Source organism: Sulfuricurvum sp. RIFCSPLOWO2_12_FULL_43_24, from assembly GCF_001829605.1.
Taxonomy (GTDB): domain Bacteria; phylum Campylobacterota; class Campylobacteria; order Campylobacterales; family Sulfurimonadaceae; genus Sulfuricurvum.
This window is the reverse complement of record NZ_MIBT01000112.1, coordinates 1-15,183: the sequence shown is the minus strand read 5'-3', so window position 1 is coordinate 15,183 and position 15,183 is coordinate 1. Positions and strand designations below refer to the sequence as shown.

Genomic DNA, 15,183 nt, shown 5'->3' with positions numbered 1-15,183 from the left:
GCGTATAAATCGTATCACAATGCACTGCGTTTGCAATCACTCGCTATTTCAACCCCAGAGCCGATCGCTCTCATCGAATTTTTTGAATCAGGTTTACTCGCGGATAGCTATTTTATCAGTGAGTATTTCGAATACGATTTTACGATCCGCACACCGCTCCTCGAACCCCTCACTGATCGTGAAGAAATCTTTACCGCTTTTGCCGCCTACACCTACGGTCTCCACCAAGCGGGGGTATGGCATCAGGACTATTCACCCGGAAATATTTTGATCAAAAGAACCGAAAGCGGCTATCAGTTTTCTATCGTTGATATCAATCGAATGGAGTTTAAAAGCATTTGCCCACTTGATGGATGTGAAAATTTCAACAAACTGTGGGCATCCGATGAAGAATTGGAGATTATGGGACGTGAATATGCAAGACTCAGCGGATTAGATGAAACACTCACTATCGCTGAGATGAAACGCCATAACGATGAAAACAAACGGATCAAAAATTTTAAAAAGAGACTCAAACGAGTTCTAAAAGGCGATTTTTCAACTCCTGCTTGACCTTCTCAAACATTACCGCTCTCCCCTCGGGATTCAAGGGAATCATATAGTGGCGCTGTTTTTCCCCGATACTTTTCCAACGTGCAGATGAGGCAAAGAGGGTATCGGCGAAAAAGGTAAAGGTCTCACATCCCACCGCACTCGCTAAATGATACGTCCCTGTTGAAGTACTAATAAACAGTTTAAAACGGCTCAAAAGTTTGGCAAAATCGACGACACTTCCTACTGAACGGTACAAAACCACCCTGCTTTCCCCTAAAAGTGTTTTGGCTTCCTCATAAAGTTTTTCCTCATCAGGACCAAACGTCATCACCACATCCAATCGCTCATCCGCTTCGGCAAGTCGAACCAATTCAATGTATTCGTTCAACGTCCAGTTCGCATCGGAGGAACCGCCAAAACCGGGATGAAAGGCAACCACACCTTTGCTAATCTCATACTCGGTACAAAACGCACGATACACTTCATCAGCATCTTTAAACGGTAATAACGGCTTGGGAAACTCAAGGCTAATATCAGGAAATAATGCACGGGCGAGCTGAAGATTGTATTCAAACTCCGCCATTTTCACTTCACTGCGGCGTTGGGTGATACGGCGGTTGTAAAAGATTTGGGCTATTTTCGTAGAGGGAGCGATGCGCAATGGGATACGGGCAATCCACTGTGCCAATGCGACACGGGTATTCGAAAACAAAGTGATAGAAGCGTCGATTCGGGCTTGTTTAATTTTAAAGGCAAGCTCTAAAATATCTTCGCCACTATCAACGATTACCTCATCGATAAAATCGCATGCTTCGGCAAGTTTCCGGTTGAGCGGGGCGACAAGAGCGATAATGCGGTTTTGCGGATTATGGTGCTTTAAGACATACAATGTCGGTAAAGCGGTAATAAAATCACCCAACTTATCGTTACGTACTACCATTATATTCATCGTTTACCCTTGTTTTAATGTGGTTATTTTACCCAATATCGCTATAATCTCACCATGAAACAACCGTTTGCCTGGGATCACTACTCCGATCAACCTGCCATTATCAGAGACCGTGCACTTAAGCGGCAAATGCGCAAAAGTGCTCTCCCCTCGCTCATTAAAACTTTTTTGATTGCCCTTATAACCTTGCCGATCGCTCTGTTGCTTACCCCTTTTACCGGGCGACGCGCTATTAGTGGTGAGCACTTCTTCGGGTTGGGGGTCAATCTGGATAAAGAACCCAATACAACCCCCTACCTGCTAAACGAACTGGGTGTCAAAAAACTCCTCATCCGTATTCCGCTGTGGGAGATGGATCGATTACACGAATACGTCGCTTTTATCCGCTCATTGGGGGGAAAAGAGATTACGGTTGCCTTGCTTCAAGATCGCGAACACATCACGAGTGCCGATATGAGCAGAGATCATTTCATCCAAATTTTTGAAGCGTTGGAAGGTGTTTGCACTACCTACATTATCGGCAGTACCATCAATCGTGCCAAATGGGGATTTTTCAGTGTCTACGAATATCTCGATTTTTACGCCGTCGCGTATGCATTGAAAAAAACACGCTTTCCCCACCTCAAACTCATCGGCTCCAATGTCATCGATTTCGAGTACCACTTTAGTGCCCATACCCTTTTCAATCTCTCACCTATCCGTTTCGATGCGATAGGGAGCCTTCTGTATGTCGATCGTCGCGGTGCCCCCGAAAACTCTCAAATGGGATTCAACCTGATGGGAAAAATCAATCTCTTAAGCGCGTTGATCTCTCTCAGCCCGAAAACGTCCAACGAGCTCATCATCACCGAAACCAACTGGCCGATCCAAAACACCGCCCCCTATGCCCCGACCAGTGAGCATGAGTGTGTCAGCGAAGAGGATTACAGCGATTACATGGTCCGTTATCATCTCCTCGCATTTGCTTCTCAGAGAGTGAGCTGTGTCTACTGGCACCAGCTCATCGCACCAGGATACGGTCTGATCGATAATCGAGAAGGAATACTCCGAAAGCGAAGTGCTTTTGAAGCGTACAAAGTCATGCTATCACACCTTAGTGATGCCCAGTTTATCGACTTTAATTATCGTTCAGACGAATACACCCTCAGCTGTTCAACTCCACGAGGAGAGTTGCACATCACGTGGACTCTCAACTCCTCACCGATCTATACCTACAAGGCTCAAGCGTGAAAATTTTGATCATTCTCCCCAACTGGCTCGGCGATGCCGTGATGGCAACTCCTGCACTCGAAGCCCTTTGTGCTGTTTATCCCGATGCCGAGCTCACCATGGTCGGCTCGTATGTCAGCATCGAAGCGCTCAAATATCACCCCCAATGTAAACGTCATTATGTCGATGACACAAAAAAAGGGGGGAATCGCTTTGTCAATACCTACCGATTTGCAAAAGAACTCGGTGTTCATGATCTGGCAATCACTTTCCGCAATCAGCTCCACTCTTCACTTTTGCTCTATTGGAGCGGCACCCCCATCACGGCAGGGCGTCGCAGCTGGCATTCGTCCTTTTTACTGAAACACTCTGTAAAACCGACCCACCCCTCTCATCTGGTCGAACAATACCGTGACATTGCCCAAAGCCTCAGCCCAAGTGCTCTCGTGATCGAAAATCTAAAATTGCATATCCCCTCTCACCGCTACTCACGTCCGACCTTGGGAATCAATCCGGGAGCAACCTATGGAAGCGCTAAACGGTGGTATCCCGAAAAATTTGCCGAAGTAGCCCGTGCTTATAGTGATCAATACAACATCATTTTGTTTGGCGGACCGAATGAAGTGGGGATGGCGAACGATATCGAATCGCGACTCAAAGGGATCAATCTCACCAATCTGGCAGGTAAAACGTCGATTGCCGAGCTGTGCAGTTTTATCGGCGGATTGGATCTCTTTATCACCAACGACAGCGGTCCGATGCACGTTGCAGCCGCGTATAGTGTTCCTACCGTCGCCATCTTCGGTCCGACACGCCATTTGGAGACATCACAGTGGAGGAATGAAAAAAGCTATATTGTACGGCATGTTATGGAGTGTGCGCCGTGTATGAAGCGAGAGTGCCCGCTGGGACATCACAATTGTATGAAGAGTATCACCTCTGACGAGGTAATTGAAGCCATCAAAAAGATTATTTAACCATCATGCCTCCACAACACACACAGAGCAAGGTCGCTCGCAGTAGTGCGAAAGCGTACCGCTAGCGATTTGTTGTGGAGGCGATTTTCTTTTGCATACTTTTCTTATGAAAAAGAAAAGTTTGAAATTAAAAATCCAATCTCATCCCAAAATACCACGAATCATTATACGTCACATCAACATTTTTGAGATCCGTATCGATCTTGCGATACCCCACTTCGAGCCGTCCGTTATCGATCGGCTCAACATCGAGATGAATACGGGTTTCCAAATATCCATCCCCTTCTTTAAATGATAAGGCCGATGGAGCATAATAGAGTGCTCCGCCGAGATATACCGGAAACGGAGCATTGATCGGTAATTGTAACTCTACTTCAGCCCCCAGTGGAATCGCTGCATAACGGCGACCGTCAATCTCGGTATATTCCCCCTTGATCCCAAGTCCCAGTTTGAGCCCACGAACACCTTGAACCGGACGCATCACCATAAACGATACCTCCATCAACGGATCAGGATTATTGATCGTTTGAGAGTTGTTATTATCCCCGTTCAAAAATCGAGCGCCGATATAGGTATTGCTCATCGCATTTCCCATCCGTCCCATATCCAGACGAATCTGCCCCTCAACCTCTTTATCGTTGACATTCGCTTCAATTTGATGTGCGGCAAAAGCTCCACTGCTGATCAAAGCCATTAAAATGATTTTTTTTAACATGTTGTTCCTTCATTAATTCGGGCTATGGTTGCGGTCGTACTTTTCCCGTCCACAAACTGCACCAGTCGTAGTTCCCCAGCAAATTCCGCTCCAACCACGCTTTTGCCTTCGTAATCGCCCCCTTTGACCAAAATATCGGGAGCAATATTTTTGATCAATTCATGCGGCGTCTCTTCGCTAAACAATACGACATAATCGACCGATTCGAGCGCCGCTAAAATATAGGCTCGATCGGCTTCAGTATTAACCGGACGAGTCGGTCCTTTAAGCTCTCTCACCGAGCTGTCTGAATTGAGTCCTACGATTAACACATCTCCGTAACTTTTCGCCTCTTGAAGATATTTGACATGACCGACATGGAGAATATCGAAACAGCCATTGGTAAATACGACCTTTTTTCCCTCGTGTTTCAAACGATCTGCAAGAGTATAAATCTCTTCTTTGGATTTGATATGCATATCCGATGTGCTTTGATGCAAGCTTGATTCATACGATTCGATCTCGCTAAGAGTCACTGTCGCCGAACCGATCTTACCGACAACGACTGCCGCAGCGTGGTTTGCAAACGGGGCCGCTTCATCAATACTCAGCCCCATACTCAGGGCAAATGAGAGGGATGCGATGACTGTATCTCCTGCACCCGTCACATCATAAACTTCTTTGGCTACGGTTGGAAAACGGCGCATGCTTTTATCGTATATAGCAATCCCATCTTCAGAGAGGGTAATCATCGAACACTCTAATGAACAGGTCTCTTTCAGACTCAAAAGAGCTTTTTGCAAACTTTTTTCATCGTTGATCACGATTCCGGTCGCTTCAGAAGCCTCTTTTTTATTGGGGGTTAGGAGATACGCACCACGGTATTTACGGTAATCTTTCCCTTTTGGATCAACCAGCACTTTTTTATTTGCCGCTTTTGCCGCAGCAATCACTCCGCCGGCAACCGCATCGGTGATCACCCCTTTACCGTAATCGGATAGAATAATAATGTCACAACTATCGATCACATCAATCACATAAGCGATGATGGCACGTTCACTTGCTTTATCGATTGCTTCTTTCGACTCTTTGTCATAACGTAAAATTTGTTGATTGGAGGCGATAATGCGACTCTTTTTGGATGTTTTACGTTCCGATTGGCGTACAAGCCCCTGATTCGATACCCCAATCAAGCTGAGCATGGAACACAGCTCTTCTCCATTTTCATCATCACCGATCACCCCGCTCACGCTGACTCGTGCACCCAGAGCGACGAGATTGTTGATCACATTCCCGGCTCCTCCGAGAACCGTCGTTTCACGCGAGATATCAACGACCTGCACCGGAGCTTCAGGAGAGATTCGCTCACACCCGCCCCACAAATAGTGATCAATCATCAAATCCCCGATGACAAGAATATGGGGGTGAGCACTGCGCAAAGAGTTCATGATAGTTCCTGCTCATATAGGCGTTTGATTTCCGGCACATATGCCGAAATTCCCTCTTCAAATTCAAAACGGGGCTGATAACCCAAAATGGCCTTCGTCGATTCAATATCCGCCTCAGTATGAAACTGATAACGCCCTATATACGGATTGGGGATATATTCACACGCAAACGATGTCCCCAACTCATTCTGGAGAATATCAACCATCGACTGAAACGAGCGTGCTTTACCGGTACCGACGTTAAATACACCGTTCTCTTTTGGGTGCATCGCAAGAATGTTGGCCTGAATAATATCCTCGATGTAAATGAAGTCCCGCAAAATTTTGTCAGAGTTTTCAAACAGTTTCGGATTTTTACCCGCGAGAAGCTGATGAGCGAACTGAACCACCATCGATGATGTTTTATTCTTGAAAAATTCCCTAGGACCGTAAACATTAAAATAGCGCAAACCAACAATGGAAATATTTTCAAATTTTTGAGAATATTGACGGGCCAAATGGTCCATCATCAGTTTCGAGAAACCATAAACATTCTGAGGAGCTTCACATCCGACACGCTGAGGGGAAGGAGCATCACCGTACGTCGCACCCGATGAGGCATAAATCATATTGGCTCCGTGGGCTACCGCGATATCGAGAAGGTCTTTAAATGCATTCACGTTCGTCTGGACCATTAAATCCTGTTCCAGCGCCGTTGTATCGGATATCGCCGCTTCATGAAAAATATAATCAAATTTATACATTTGCGTTAGGGTATTTAACAACCCTTTATCATTGATATCACCGCTGATCACCTCACCACGAAACCCTAAAAGATTTTTAAAATGACCGAAACTTTTGAGGTTGCCGTTGGAGAGGGTCAAGTTTGAACGAAAAAGATCAAGTATGACGATATGGACATCAGGATAATTTTCTTGAAAATAAAAAGCGAGGTTGGAGCCGATAAAACCGGCTCCTCCCGTAATTAAAATTGTTTTACGATTCAAATTAATATCACTGTAACGCATGAAAGGTCCTTCATCAAAGGTAGTGTCATATTGTAACAAACTCTTTATTAAAGGTTAAACAGTTAGAGTGATTTAAGATAGATAGGAATATAATAGCGGCGAAATTTTAAATGGAGAAAACAAATGAAAAAAATTGCTCTTGCAATGTTGTTCGCTGGTGTATCTTTGATGGCTGCTGATGGAAAAGCTCTTACAGCTAAATGTGCTGCCTGTCATGGTGCTAGCTTTGAAAAAGCGGCTCTTGGTAAATCAGCGATCGTAAAAGGTCAATCAGCTGGTACTATCGAAACTTCACTCAAAGGTTACAAAGCTGGTACTTTGAACAAAGCGGGTATGGGTGCCTTAATGAAAGGTCAAGTTGCTACTATGTCAGATGCTGATATCAAAGCTGCTGCTGCTTACATCGCAGGAATTAAATAATTTAACGCCAAAGGGAGCTAAGCCCCCTTTGACTACGTTAACACTGGGTTTCGCTCAGCGCGATGCTCACGTGCAGTAAACCGCACTCTTTCTTCCTTATCTCACTTTTCTAAAACTACTCTTTTTTCATTCCGGTCGATACTCTTCTTTTTTATTCACTGACTCTTTTTTACGTTGCTGATTGGCTGCATCATTGAGTTCACGCTCATCATCATACTGTACTTGATTCATCATTTTTTTCTCATCGTCAAACTGACCGTTTTTGATCCCCCATAAAAATGCGGCCAAAGCGATAGCCCCTAAAAAAAGCGATGCGCCCAGCATCATTGCGATTATCCAAGAATCCATATTTTCTCCTATTTCTCCGTCATCCTGAACTTTGATTCAGGATCTATCTTTTTAGATTCCGTGTCGAGCACGGAATGACAAAACTATTTATAAAGCCATCTCACCCGCATCGAGTTTCCAACGACGAGAAGCGAACTAAACGACATCGAAATCGCCGCAATCAGCGGAATAACATACCCCATCATCGCCAGAGGAATCGTAATCGAATTGTACACCAGTGAAATAGCGAGATTTTGTTTGATAAGTCCATAGGTTTTACGACTGATTCCAAACGCTTCGGCGAGTGAAGTCAGAGAATCGTTCATCAACACCACATCACTCACTTCGATCGCGATATCACTCCCGTTCCCCATAGCAATCGCAATGTCCGAAGCGGCAAGTGCCAGCAAATCGTTCACACCGTCTCCCGCCATCACGACGACATACCCCTCGCTATGCGCCTGCTCAATAAATGCCGCTTTCCCCTCAGGGCTCAAATGGGCATGAACCTCATCAATACCCACTTCGTGAGCTACTCTCACGGCTGCCGCCTCATGATCTCCCGTGAGCATTACCACACGTAGATTCAAGGCTTTCAATGCCGCAATCGACTCAAGCGCCTTCTCTTTAGGAAGATCACGCAACTCGTAAACCGCAACCAGCTGTTGCTCCACCGCATAGTAAAAAAGGCTTTTATCACTAGCAGAGTCGACTTCAATACCGAGGTCCTCCATCAAAAGTGCATTTCCGCCGGCAATCAGTAGACCGTTATACCGTCCAACCATTCCTCGGGCAGGAATTTCGCGTGCCTCTTCGATACTGCTGGAATCAATCTCCGCTTCGGTAGCGTCCAAATACTCCTTAACCCCTCGGCTGATCGGGTGTTTGGAGGAGGAGACAAGAGTATGCAATACCCCGATATCGAAAGGGGTATGAATCGTTGCATAAACGACTTCAGGACACCCCATCGTGATCGTCCCCGTTTTATCGAGGACCACCATTGTCGCTTTTGCCATCGTCTCGATCTGTGCCGCCGATTTAAACAAAATCCCCCGTTTGGCTCCGAGCGCCAATCCGACCAAAGTCGCTACCGGAGTCGCAAGGGCCAACGCACACGGACAGGCGATAATGATGACCGAAATCCCCACCATCAAAGATCGATCAAAGCTGTGCGGCCAAAAATACCATATCCAAAATGTCGCAATCGCCAAAAAGAGAATCGTTGAAGAGAAATGCTGAGAAAGCCGATTGGCTAACAACTCGATGGAGGGCTTTTGTGCCATCGCATTTTCTAAAAGATTAACGAGATTCGAGAGGGTCGAATGGGCAAAATCTTTGGTTGCACGATAATGGATCAGCGCATCGATACTTGTCGTTCCGCTGATGATTTTATCCCCGAGGCGTTTAAATATCGGCTCCGATTCTCCGGTGAGATTGGACTCGTCAAAACTCCCCTCCCCAGAGATCACCTCACCGTCGATTGCCGAGCGTTCACCGCTTCGGATCACGATCACGTCCCCCTCTTTGACCTCATTGACATCGACAGAGCGGATAGACTCCCCCTCTAAGATACTCACTTCGCGCGGGATATGTTTGCCGATGATATCGAGGGTATCGGCGGCATTTTTACGGCTGAGTACTTCGAGAAATTTTCCGAAAAGGACAAAGGTGATAATCATCGCCACCGAATCGAAATAGGCCTCCCCTTTTTCAAATACCGTAATATAGATGGAATAAAGATACGCCAAACTCGAACCTGTAACAACCAGTAAATCCATTGTAATGGCTTGGTTTCTAAGCCCATAATAGGCACCGCGATAAAAAATCCATCCGCTGTAAAAAAGGACCGGAGTCGCTAATACCCACTCGGCAACATTTAAAATGGTTTTAATATCCTGAGTGATCCCCGTAAAATACCCTGCATATTGAGCCACCGCGATCCACATCATATTCATCGTCGCGAATGTTGCGACCGCCATTCGCAGATAATAATCTTTTCGCTCTTTATTAGCACGCACTTCTTGAAGTGAAGAATCGTACGGAAATGCGTTGTATCCGATAGCACGAATCATATCGATGATAGCAGAGAGTTTGACAGTATCGCTGTCCCAAGTGATACGGGCTTTATTATTGGTATAGTTGATATGCGCTTCGATAACCCCGTCCATTTTGTGCAGCGCTTTTTCATTCAGCCAGACACACGCCGCACAATGGATTCCTTCAATAACAAGGGAAACCTGAGAAAGCCCCTCTTTGGTGGTCGTCACAAACCGCTCACTAAACGCAGGGGTATCAAAATTGGAACTCGCTTCGAACTGCTCAGTAGGAGGAGAGAGTGTCGTATCTCCCATTTTAGAGTAAAAGCTCTCTAGCCCTTCGTCTTTGAGGAGGTGAAAAATCCCGCGACAGCCGTTACAGCAAAATCGGTACTCCCCATCATGAATCATCACCTCATCGCTAAATTCCAGATGACAATGATCACATTTGACTTTAGACATATTCGAACTTCCCTGCAGACTTATTTTTTTTCACATGAACGAAATTGCCCATCACCCCTTGCATCACGATATGAACCCCTACTGAGCCATTATTCGCATAACCGATTGCCATCGAGAGATTTGCCGTCGCTTCTACGGGGTCAATGCTAAAAGGGACCATAGCGCCGGTAAAGACAACGACTTTATCTAAGGATAGACTCGCAACGTATTCCGCGCTTAGATCCATTGTATCGGTACCGTGAACGACGATAATGATTTTTTCATTGCTCTGCGCAATCGTTTGTGCCAACAATGAACGGTCATGATTATCCATCTCCAAAGAGTCTTTATAGAGTATTCCTTGGAGAGGAATATCGATCACCAATGATTTTAGTACCGCTTCAACCGCCCGGTTATCATTAGGGACGAATAATTCCCCTTTTAGGGAATCGTACCGTTTATTAAAAGTACCGCCCGTATTGAGTATTAGCATCAGAGCAACTCCCGCAGAGAATGGATAATTCGATTTGCTTTTGAATCTGTAGCTTCGGTTGAGAGGAGAATATTGATTCCCACCCCCGCTTTAAGAGAGGCCTCAATATCACGTTCGTTATCTCCGATCATAAGTGAGTGTTCCATATCCAGCTTATATTCCCTCTTGGCACTCAAAAACATCCCCGGTTCAGGTTTACGGCACTCACATGCACCGTCGATACTCTCATGATGAGGACAGTGGTAGATACGGGTAAGTGTGACTCCCAAGGTTTGAAAATGTTCCACCATCCATCGGCTGAGATGGGCAAAATCGTCCTCGGTGTAATATCCCCGTGAAATCCCCGATTGATTCGTGACGATAATGATGAGATATCCCTGATCTTGATATTTACGGCACACGTCAACGATTCCGTCCATGAATTCAAAATCTTCGATTTTATGGAGGTAGTTTTTCTCGACATTCACAACACCGTCACGGTCAAGAAACAAAGCTCTAAGAGACACCTATGCTACTCCGCCGCCGAAAAGCTCTTTTTCGATGATATCACAAAGAATATGCCCGATCAAAATATGGGACTCTTGGATACGCGGAGTTGCATTGGAAGGGATAACGATCGCATAATCCGCCATTGCCGCCATTTTACCGCCATCACGTCCCACAAGTGCTACCGTAGTCACGCCACGATCTTTTGCAGACTCAAATGCGTTAATGATGTTTTGAGAATTGCCCGACGTGGAGATACCGATAAAGAGATCCCCCTCCTGAGCCATCCCCTCCAACTGACGGGAAAATACTTTGTCATAGCCGTAATCGTTTCCGATTGCCGTGAGGTTCGAGGTATCGGTCGTCAGTGCCAAAGAGGGGATTGAAGGACGATCAAACCCGTAACGCCCGACCAGTTCCGCCGCGATATGCTGAGCATCTGCAGCTGATCCGCCGTTACCTGCAAGCATTGTCTTTTTCCCTTGTCGATAAACCTCAACACACGCTTGCGCCACGGTTACGATCATCTCCAAAAGTGGCTCATTTTCTAAAATTGCCTGTTTGGTTGCCGCTGAATCAGCGATTTGTTTGATGATATAGTTTTTCATTTGTTTCTCCTGCTTTTATGTCATCCTGAACTAGATTCAGGAACTCAGATTGCGGATCATGTCCGCAATGACGATTAGTATTTTATCCCCGTAACGGATCGGACTTTTTCCATAATCGGTTGCGCCTGAGCACTCGCTTTTGCCGCACCCAATTTCAAAAGTTCGCGCACTTCGTCTTGATTGTTTTCGAAATGCTCACGTCTCTCACGGTAGGGGCGGAAGTACTCCCAGATCACATCATGTGTATAGAGTTTGAAGTGTCCGTGTCCTTCGCCCCCCTTTTTATAACGCTCTTGCAATGCCGAACGCTCCTCATAATCCAAAAAGAGTTTGGCAATGTTGTAAACGTTACAATCTTCATACTCTTTAGGCTCTTCCATCGGTACCGCTTCAGTCACAATTTTTTTGATGATTTTCGACTGAATCTTCTCTTCTGAGAAAATAGGGATCGTATTGCCATAACTCTTCGACATCTTTTGCCCATCGATCCCCGGAACCGTAGCGACGTTTGCATCGACCCGAAACTCAGGGATCGTGAAAATATCGCCGTATTGGTTGTTAAACTTGATCGCGATGTCGCGGGCAATCTCAACGTGCTGAATTTGATCCTTCCCAACGGGTACGACCTCTGAACCGAACAGCAAAATATCCGCCGCCATCAAAACTGGATAGGAAAAGAGGCTGTGATTGCTCGCAATCCCTTTCGCCACTTTATCTTTGTAACTGTGCGCCCGCTCTAGCAACCCCATCGGAGTGAAACCGGAAAGTATCCAGTAGAGTTCGAGAACCTCTTTCACATCCGACTGCACCCAAAAGGTAGACTTTTGCGGGTCCATCCCCAAAGCTAAAAAATCGGTTGCTGCCTGCATGGTCAGTTTCGATAACCGCTCACCGTCGCTGAGTGAACTCATAGCATGATAGTTAGCGATAAACGCAAAAACCTCATGATCGTTTTGTGATTCGATCATCGCTTTGATCGAACCGAAATAGTTTCCAATATGTAAATCGCCTGATGGTTGAATACCGGTTAATACTCTCAAAATTATCTCCTTGAATAGAGAATATTTTACCGCAGAGTCTCTTAAGCTTCCTCTTAAGAAAAGATATGCTATATTTTTTCACAGTTCAACTACAAAGGATTCACAATGAATACTCAAATTCGCTCGAAAGAGATTAAACTTACCCAACACCTAAACGACCATATTGCTCTCGCGATCGAAAATTTTAAACGCTTTCATCTTGATATCACAACCGTAAACGTTATGATCTCAAAAGAAAAAAATGGGGTCGGGGTCGAATTTGACATCCATATTGCTCACGCACAACCGGTAGTTATCAATGATACTGATGAAGATCTCGATACCGCCATCGATTTAGCGATTGAACGTGCCAACAAAGCGCTTCGCCGTCTCCATGATAAAGTAAAAGATCACCATACCTCATCCATCCGTGACATCGAAGTGGTTGGAGAAGAGATTGTGGAGTAATCCATGAATAAAATCAATGTCCTCTGCCCCCACTGCGGGGGTGTGAATGCCATTCCATTAAAAGACTCCTACGTAAAAGCCGCGTGCGGACACTGCAAAGCCTCCCTTCTCGATACTAAGCCCATTTCGGTAGACGCATCCTCATTTGATCGATTAATGCTTAATGATGAACGGCTTATTATCGCCGATTTTTGGGCACCGTGGTGCGGACCATGCCGAAGTATGGCACCCTCGTTCGAAGAAGCGGCACGTCACTTCCCCCTCAAAGCGCTATTTATCAAGATTAACACCGAAGAACAACAGCACCTCGGGGGACGTTTCGGTATCCGCTCTATCCCCACCGTCATCGCCTTTAAAAATAACCGTATCGTTGATCAGTTCAGCGGTGCTTTACCCACCCCACAAATTATCGCTTGGGTTAAAAAACATCTGTAGTTATTAATCTTTTTTTGATACCCTACCGTTTAATTTAACACAATAGGACAAATTACATGTACAACTGGATGCTTTGGTTTCATATTATCTCAATGGTCTCATGGTTTGCAGTACTTTTTTATCTCCCCCGTCTTTTTGTCTATCATGTCGAAAATGGAACCAATCAGGGATTTATCGATGTTATTGAAGTAATGGAGATGAAGATTTACAAATACATCGGTGTTCCGGCATTTTGGGCAACATTGCTCTCAGGAATAGCATTAATAGTTATGTCTACACAACACTACAACGGAGTAAATGTATTTCAGATGGGGGGATGGATGCACGCGAAACTGACTCTCGTAGCCATTTTAGCCGCTTATTTTTTCACACTCGGACATTACCGTCTCAAACTCAAAGAGAACACAGCGTATAAAAGCGGGAAGTTTTTTCGTATGTATAATGAAGTACCCACCCTTTTATTGATGGGGATTGTTGCTCTCGTTATTGTAAAACCGTTTTAATCGTAGTCGTCTTCCGTTCGTGGTGAGCCTGTCGAACCATGAACATCCTCTTATAAATATTCACCCTTCGACAAGCTCAGGGCGAACGGAATAATAAAGGATTTTCATGCCTTTTCACGTCTACATCCTCCACTGCTCCGATAACAGTTACTACACGGGTCACACCGATAATCTTGAAAAACGCCTCGCTGAACATATGAGTGGAGCGATACCGAGCTGTTACACCTTCAAACGCCACCCTCTCACTTTAGTTTTCTCACAAGAATTTACGACGAGAGAAGAAGCCTTAGCTTCGGAACAACAGATAAAGGGATGGAGCCGTAAAAAGAAAGAGGCAATGATACGAGGAGATTGGAACGAGGTGTCGAGGTTGGCTAAGTCGGTTTAGGGATGATTTTCTCTCCCGTTCGTGGTTTATCTCCGTTCGCCCTGAGCTTGTCGAAGGGTAAACGGAGAGTTCATGGTTCGACAGGCTCACCACGAACGGAAAATTAAGTTTTCTCGTCTTGTCATTCTCGACTTCACGTGCCCTTTAAGGTAGATCGGGAATCCATCTCGTTTTTCTCATAAACATATAAAACAAGAAAAATTACTGCGGCAAACAAATGGGCTACTAATCCAAAAAGTGACCATAAAATATTTTTTTGATTCAACTGCTTAGATATAATAAAAAGCCAAATGGCAACCACAATATGATGCAAATGGCTGATTACAATATTTATCACTATCGAAGACCATAGCATAATTGAGGATAAATCATGAGATGCTCTGATGTATCCCGTCAGTATATACTCTATAAGCAAAGCAACTATAATTGAAGGAACATACCAATACATTAATCTTTCAATTTCTTTTCGCATATTCATATTTCTACTCATTATTATGATTTTTTGTTTTGAAGTAAATTATAGCGTAACCTATGAGCGAGTTTTATATTAAAGCTGGATTCCCGATCAAGTCAGGAATGACAGAGAGAGTATCCGTTCGCCCTGAGCCTGTCGAAGGGTAAACGGAGGGAGCTCAGGGTTAGACAAGCTCACCACGAACGGGGAATTATCGAAATATGTGAGAGAAACTTACCACATCGACCGAGTTTTATGCGGTTTCGGTCTTCGATTCGTATTTTTCG

The 15,183-nt window shown here is 45.1% G+C and carries 19 protein-coding genes; 8 read left to right on the top strand and 11 right to left on the bottom strand.

From position 1 onward, the window contains the following. Nucleotides 1-552 (top strand): lipopolysaccharide kinase InaA family protein (locus tag A3G19_RS10410; RefSeq protein ID WP_294872669.1); only part of this gene is annotated, 552 nt, incomplete at its 5' end. Here A3G19_RS10410 and A3G19_RS10405 read toward each other — a convergent pair. Continuing rightward, the gene (locus A3G19_RS10405; RefSeq protein WP_294872666.1) at nucleotides 512-1,483 is read right to left on the bottom strand and encodes a glycosyltransferase family 9 protein; all 972 of its coding nucleotides are present in this window, start codon (nucleotides 1,481-1,483) and stop codon (nucleotides 512-514) included. The genes A3G19_RS10410 and A3G19_RS10405 overlap by 41 nt on opposite strands. 54 nt (nucleotides 1,484-1,537) lie before the next feature. On the opposite strand from A3G19_RS10405, the gene A3G19_RS10400 reads away from it, so the two are divergent. Together A3G19_RS10400 and waaF are read left to right on the top strand one after the other, a co-directional pair. Continuing rightward, nucleotides 1,538-2,713 (top strand): glycosyl hydrolase, encoded by a 1,176-nt coding sequence (locus A3G19_RS10400; RefSeq protein ID WP_294872663.1) that lies wholly within the window; start codon nucleotides 1,538-1,540, stop codon nucleotides 2,711-2,713. Beyond that, entirely contained in the window at nucleotides 2,710-3,669 is a 960-nt protein-coding gene (gene waaF, locus A3G19_RS10395) for a lipopolysaccharide heptosyltransferase II (RefSeq protein ID WP_294872660.1), read from the top strand. The genes A3G19_RS10400 and waaF overlap by 4 nt, the downstream gene beginning before the upstream one ends. Nucleotides 3,670-3,796: 127 nt before the next feature. On the opposite strand, the gene A3G19_RS10390 is transcribed toward waaF, so the two are convergent. Genes A3G19_RS10390 through rfaD form a run of 3 tightly spaced genes read right to left on the bottom strand, consistent with a single transcriptional unit; the run spans nucleotide 3,797 to nucleotide 6,818 of the window. Beyond that, a complete protein-coding gene (locus tag A3G19_RS10390) occupies nucleotides 3,797-4,384 on the bottom strand; it encodes a YfaZ family outer membrane protein (protein ID WP_294872658.1) in 588 nt (195 codons plus the stop codon). Further along, nucleotides 4,378-5,811, bottom strand: coding sequence for a D-glycero-beta-D-manno-heptose-7-phosphate kinase (gene rfaE1, locus A3G19_RS10385; protein WP_294872654.1), 1,434 nt, complete (start codon nucleotides 5,809-5,811; stop codon nucleotides 4,378-4,380). Before rfaE1 ends, A3G19_RS10390 begins: the two co-directional genes overlap by 7 nt. Continuing rightward, nucleotides 5,808-6,818 carry an ADP-glyceromanno-heptose 6-epimerase gene (gene rfaD, locus A3G19_RS10380; RefSeq protein WP_294872651.1) on the bottom strand — a complete coding sequence of 337 codons (1,011 nt, stop codon included), beginning with the start codon at nucleotides 6,816-6,818 and terminating at the stop codon, nucleotides 5,808-5,810. Before rfaD ends, rfaE1 begins: the two co-directional genes overlap by 4 nt. 123 nt (nucleotides 6,819-6,941) lie before the next feature. On the opposite strand from rfaD, the gene A3G19_RS10375 reads away from it, so the two are divergent. Continuing rightward, a complete protein-coding gene (locus tag A3G19_RS10375) occupies nucleotides 6,942-7,238 on the top strand; it encodes a c-type cytochrome (RefSeq protein ID WP_294872648.1) in 297 nt (98 codons plus the stop codon). 126 nt (nucleotides 7,239-7,364) lie between these two features. Here A3G19_RS10375 and ccoS read toward each other — a convergent pair whose 3' ends face one another. The 6 genes from ccoS to trpS form a co-directional block, all read right to left on the bottom strand. Further along, the gene (ccoS, locus tag A3G19_RS10370) at nucleotides 7,365-7,586 is read right to left on the bottom strand and encodes a cbb3-type cytochrome oxidase assembly protein CcoS (RefSeq protein ID WP_294872645.1); all 222 of its coding nucleotides are present in this window, start codon (nucleotides 7,584-7,586) and stop codon (nucleotides 7,365-7,367) included. 83 nt (nucleotides 7,587-7,669) lie between these two features. After that, nucleotides 7,670-10,063, bottom strand: a complete 2,394-nt coding sequence (locus tag A3G19_RS10365; protein WP_294872642.1) for a heavy metal translocating P-type ATPase — start codon at nucleotides 10,061-10,063, stop codon at nucleotides 7,670-7,672. Beyond that, nucleotides 10,056-10,535: an asparaginase domain-containing protein gene (locus A3G19_RS10360; RefSeq protein WP_294872640.1), complete on the bottom strand. Its 480-nt coding sequence runs from the start codon at nucleotides 10,533-10,535 to the stop codon at nucleotides 10,056-10,058. The genes A3G19_RS10365 and A3G19_RS10360 overlap by 8 nt, the downstream gene beginning before the upstream one ends. Next, entirely contained in the window at nucleotides 10,535-11,041 is a 507-nt protein-coding gene (gene gmhB, locus A3G19_RS10355) for a D-glycero-beta-D-manno-heptose 1,7-bisphosphate 7-phosphatase (RefSeq protein ID WP_015654455.1), read from the bottom strand. Before gmhB ends, A3G19_RS10360 begins: the two co-directional genes overlap by 1 nt. Then, nucleotides 11,042-11,629, bottom strand: a complete 588-nt coding sequence (locus tag A3G19_RS10350) for a D-sedoheptulose 7-phosphate isomerase (protein ID WP_294872637.1) — start codon at nucleotides 11,627-11,629, stop codon at nucleotides 11,042-11,044. Between the two features lie 74 nt (nucleotides 11,630-11,703). Continuing rightward, the gene (trpS, locus tag A3G19_RS10345; RefSeq protein ID WP_294872634.1) at nucleotides 11,704-12,669 is read right to left on the bottom strand and encodes a tryptophan--tRNA ligase; all 966 of its coding nucleotides are present in this window, start codon (nucleotides 12,667-12,669) and stop codon (nucleotides 11,704-11,706) included. A 105-nt stretch (nucleotides 12,670-12,774) separates the two neighbouring features. Here trpS and raiA point away from each other — a divergent pair, with 105 nt between their 5' ends. The 4 genes from raiA to A3G19_RS10325 all read left to right on the top strand — a co-directional run bounded on the left by raiA (nucleotide 12,775) and on the right by A3G19_RS10325 (nucleotide 14,442). Beyond that, a complete protein-coding gene (gene raiA / locus A3G19_RS10340) occupies nucleotides 12,775-13,116 on the top strand; it encodes a ribosome-associated translation inhibitor RaiA (protein ID WP_015654458.1) in 342 nt (113 codons plus the stop codon). Between the two features lie 3 nt (nucleotides 13,117-13,119). Beyond that, a complete protein-coding gene (trxC, locus tag A3G19_RS10335; protein ID WP_294872632.1) occupies nucleotides 13,120-13,551 on the top strand; it encodes a thioredoxin TrxC in 432 nt (143 codons plus the stop codon). A gap of 56 nt (nucleotides 13,552-13,607) precedes the next feature. Continuing rightward, the gene (locus A3G19_RS10330) at nucleotides 13,608-14,054 is read left to right on the top strand and encodes a CopD family protein (protein ID WP_294872629.1); all 447 of its coding nucleotides are present in this window, start codon (nucleotides 13,608-13,610) and stop codon (nucleotides 14,052-14,054) included. Between the two features lie 106 nt (nucleotides 14,055-14,160). Beyond that, on the top strand, nucleotides 14,161-14,442 hold the full coding sequence (locus A3G19_RS10325) for a GIY-YIG nuclease family protein (RefSeq protein WP_015654461.1): 282 nt from the start codon (nucleotides 14,161-14,163) through the stop codon (nucleotides 14,440-14,442). Nucleotides 14,443-14,575: 133 nt separating this feature from the next. Here the strand turns inward: A3G19_RS10325 and A3G19_RS10320 are convergent, their stop codons facing one another. Continuing rightward, a complete protein-coding gene (locus A3G19_RS10320; RefSeq protein ID WP_015654462.1) occupies nucleotides 14,576-14,920 on the bottom strand; it encodes a hypothetical protein in 345 nt (114 codons plus the stop codon). Nucleotides 14,921-15,183: the final 263 nt, after the last annotated feature.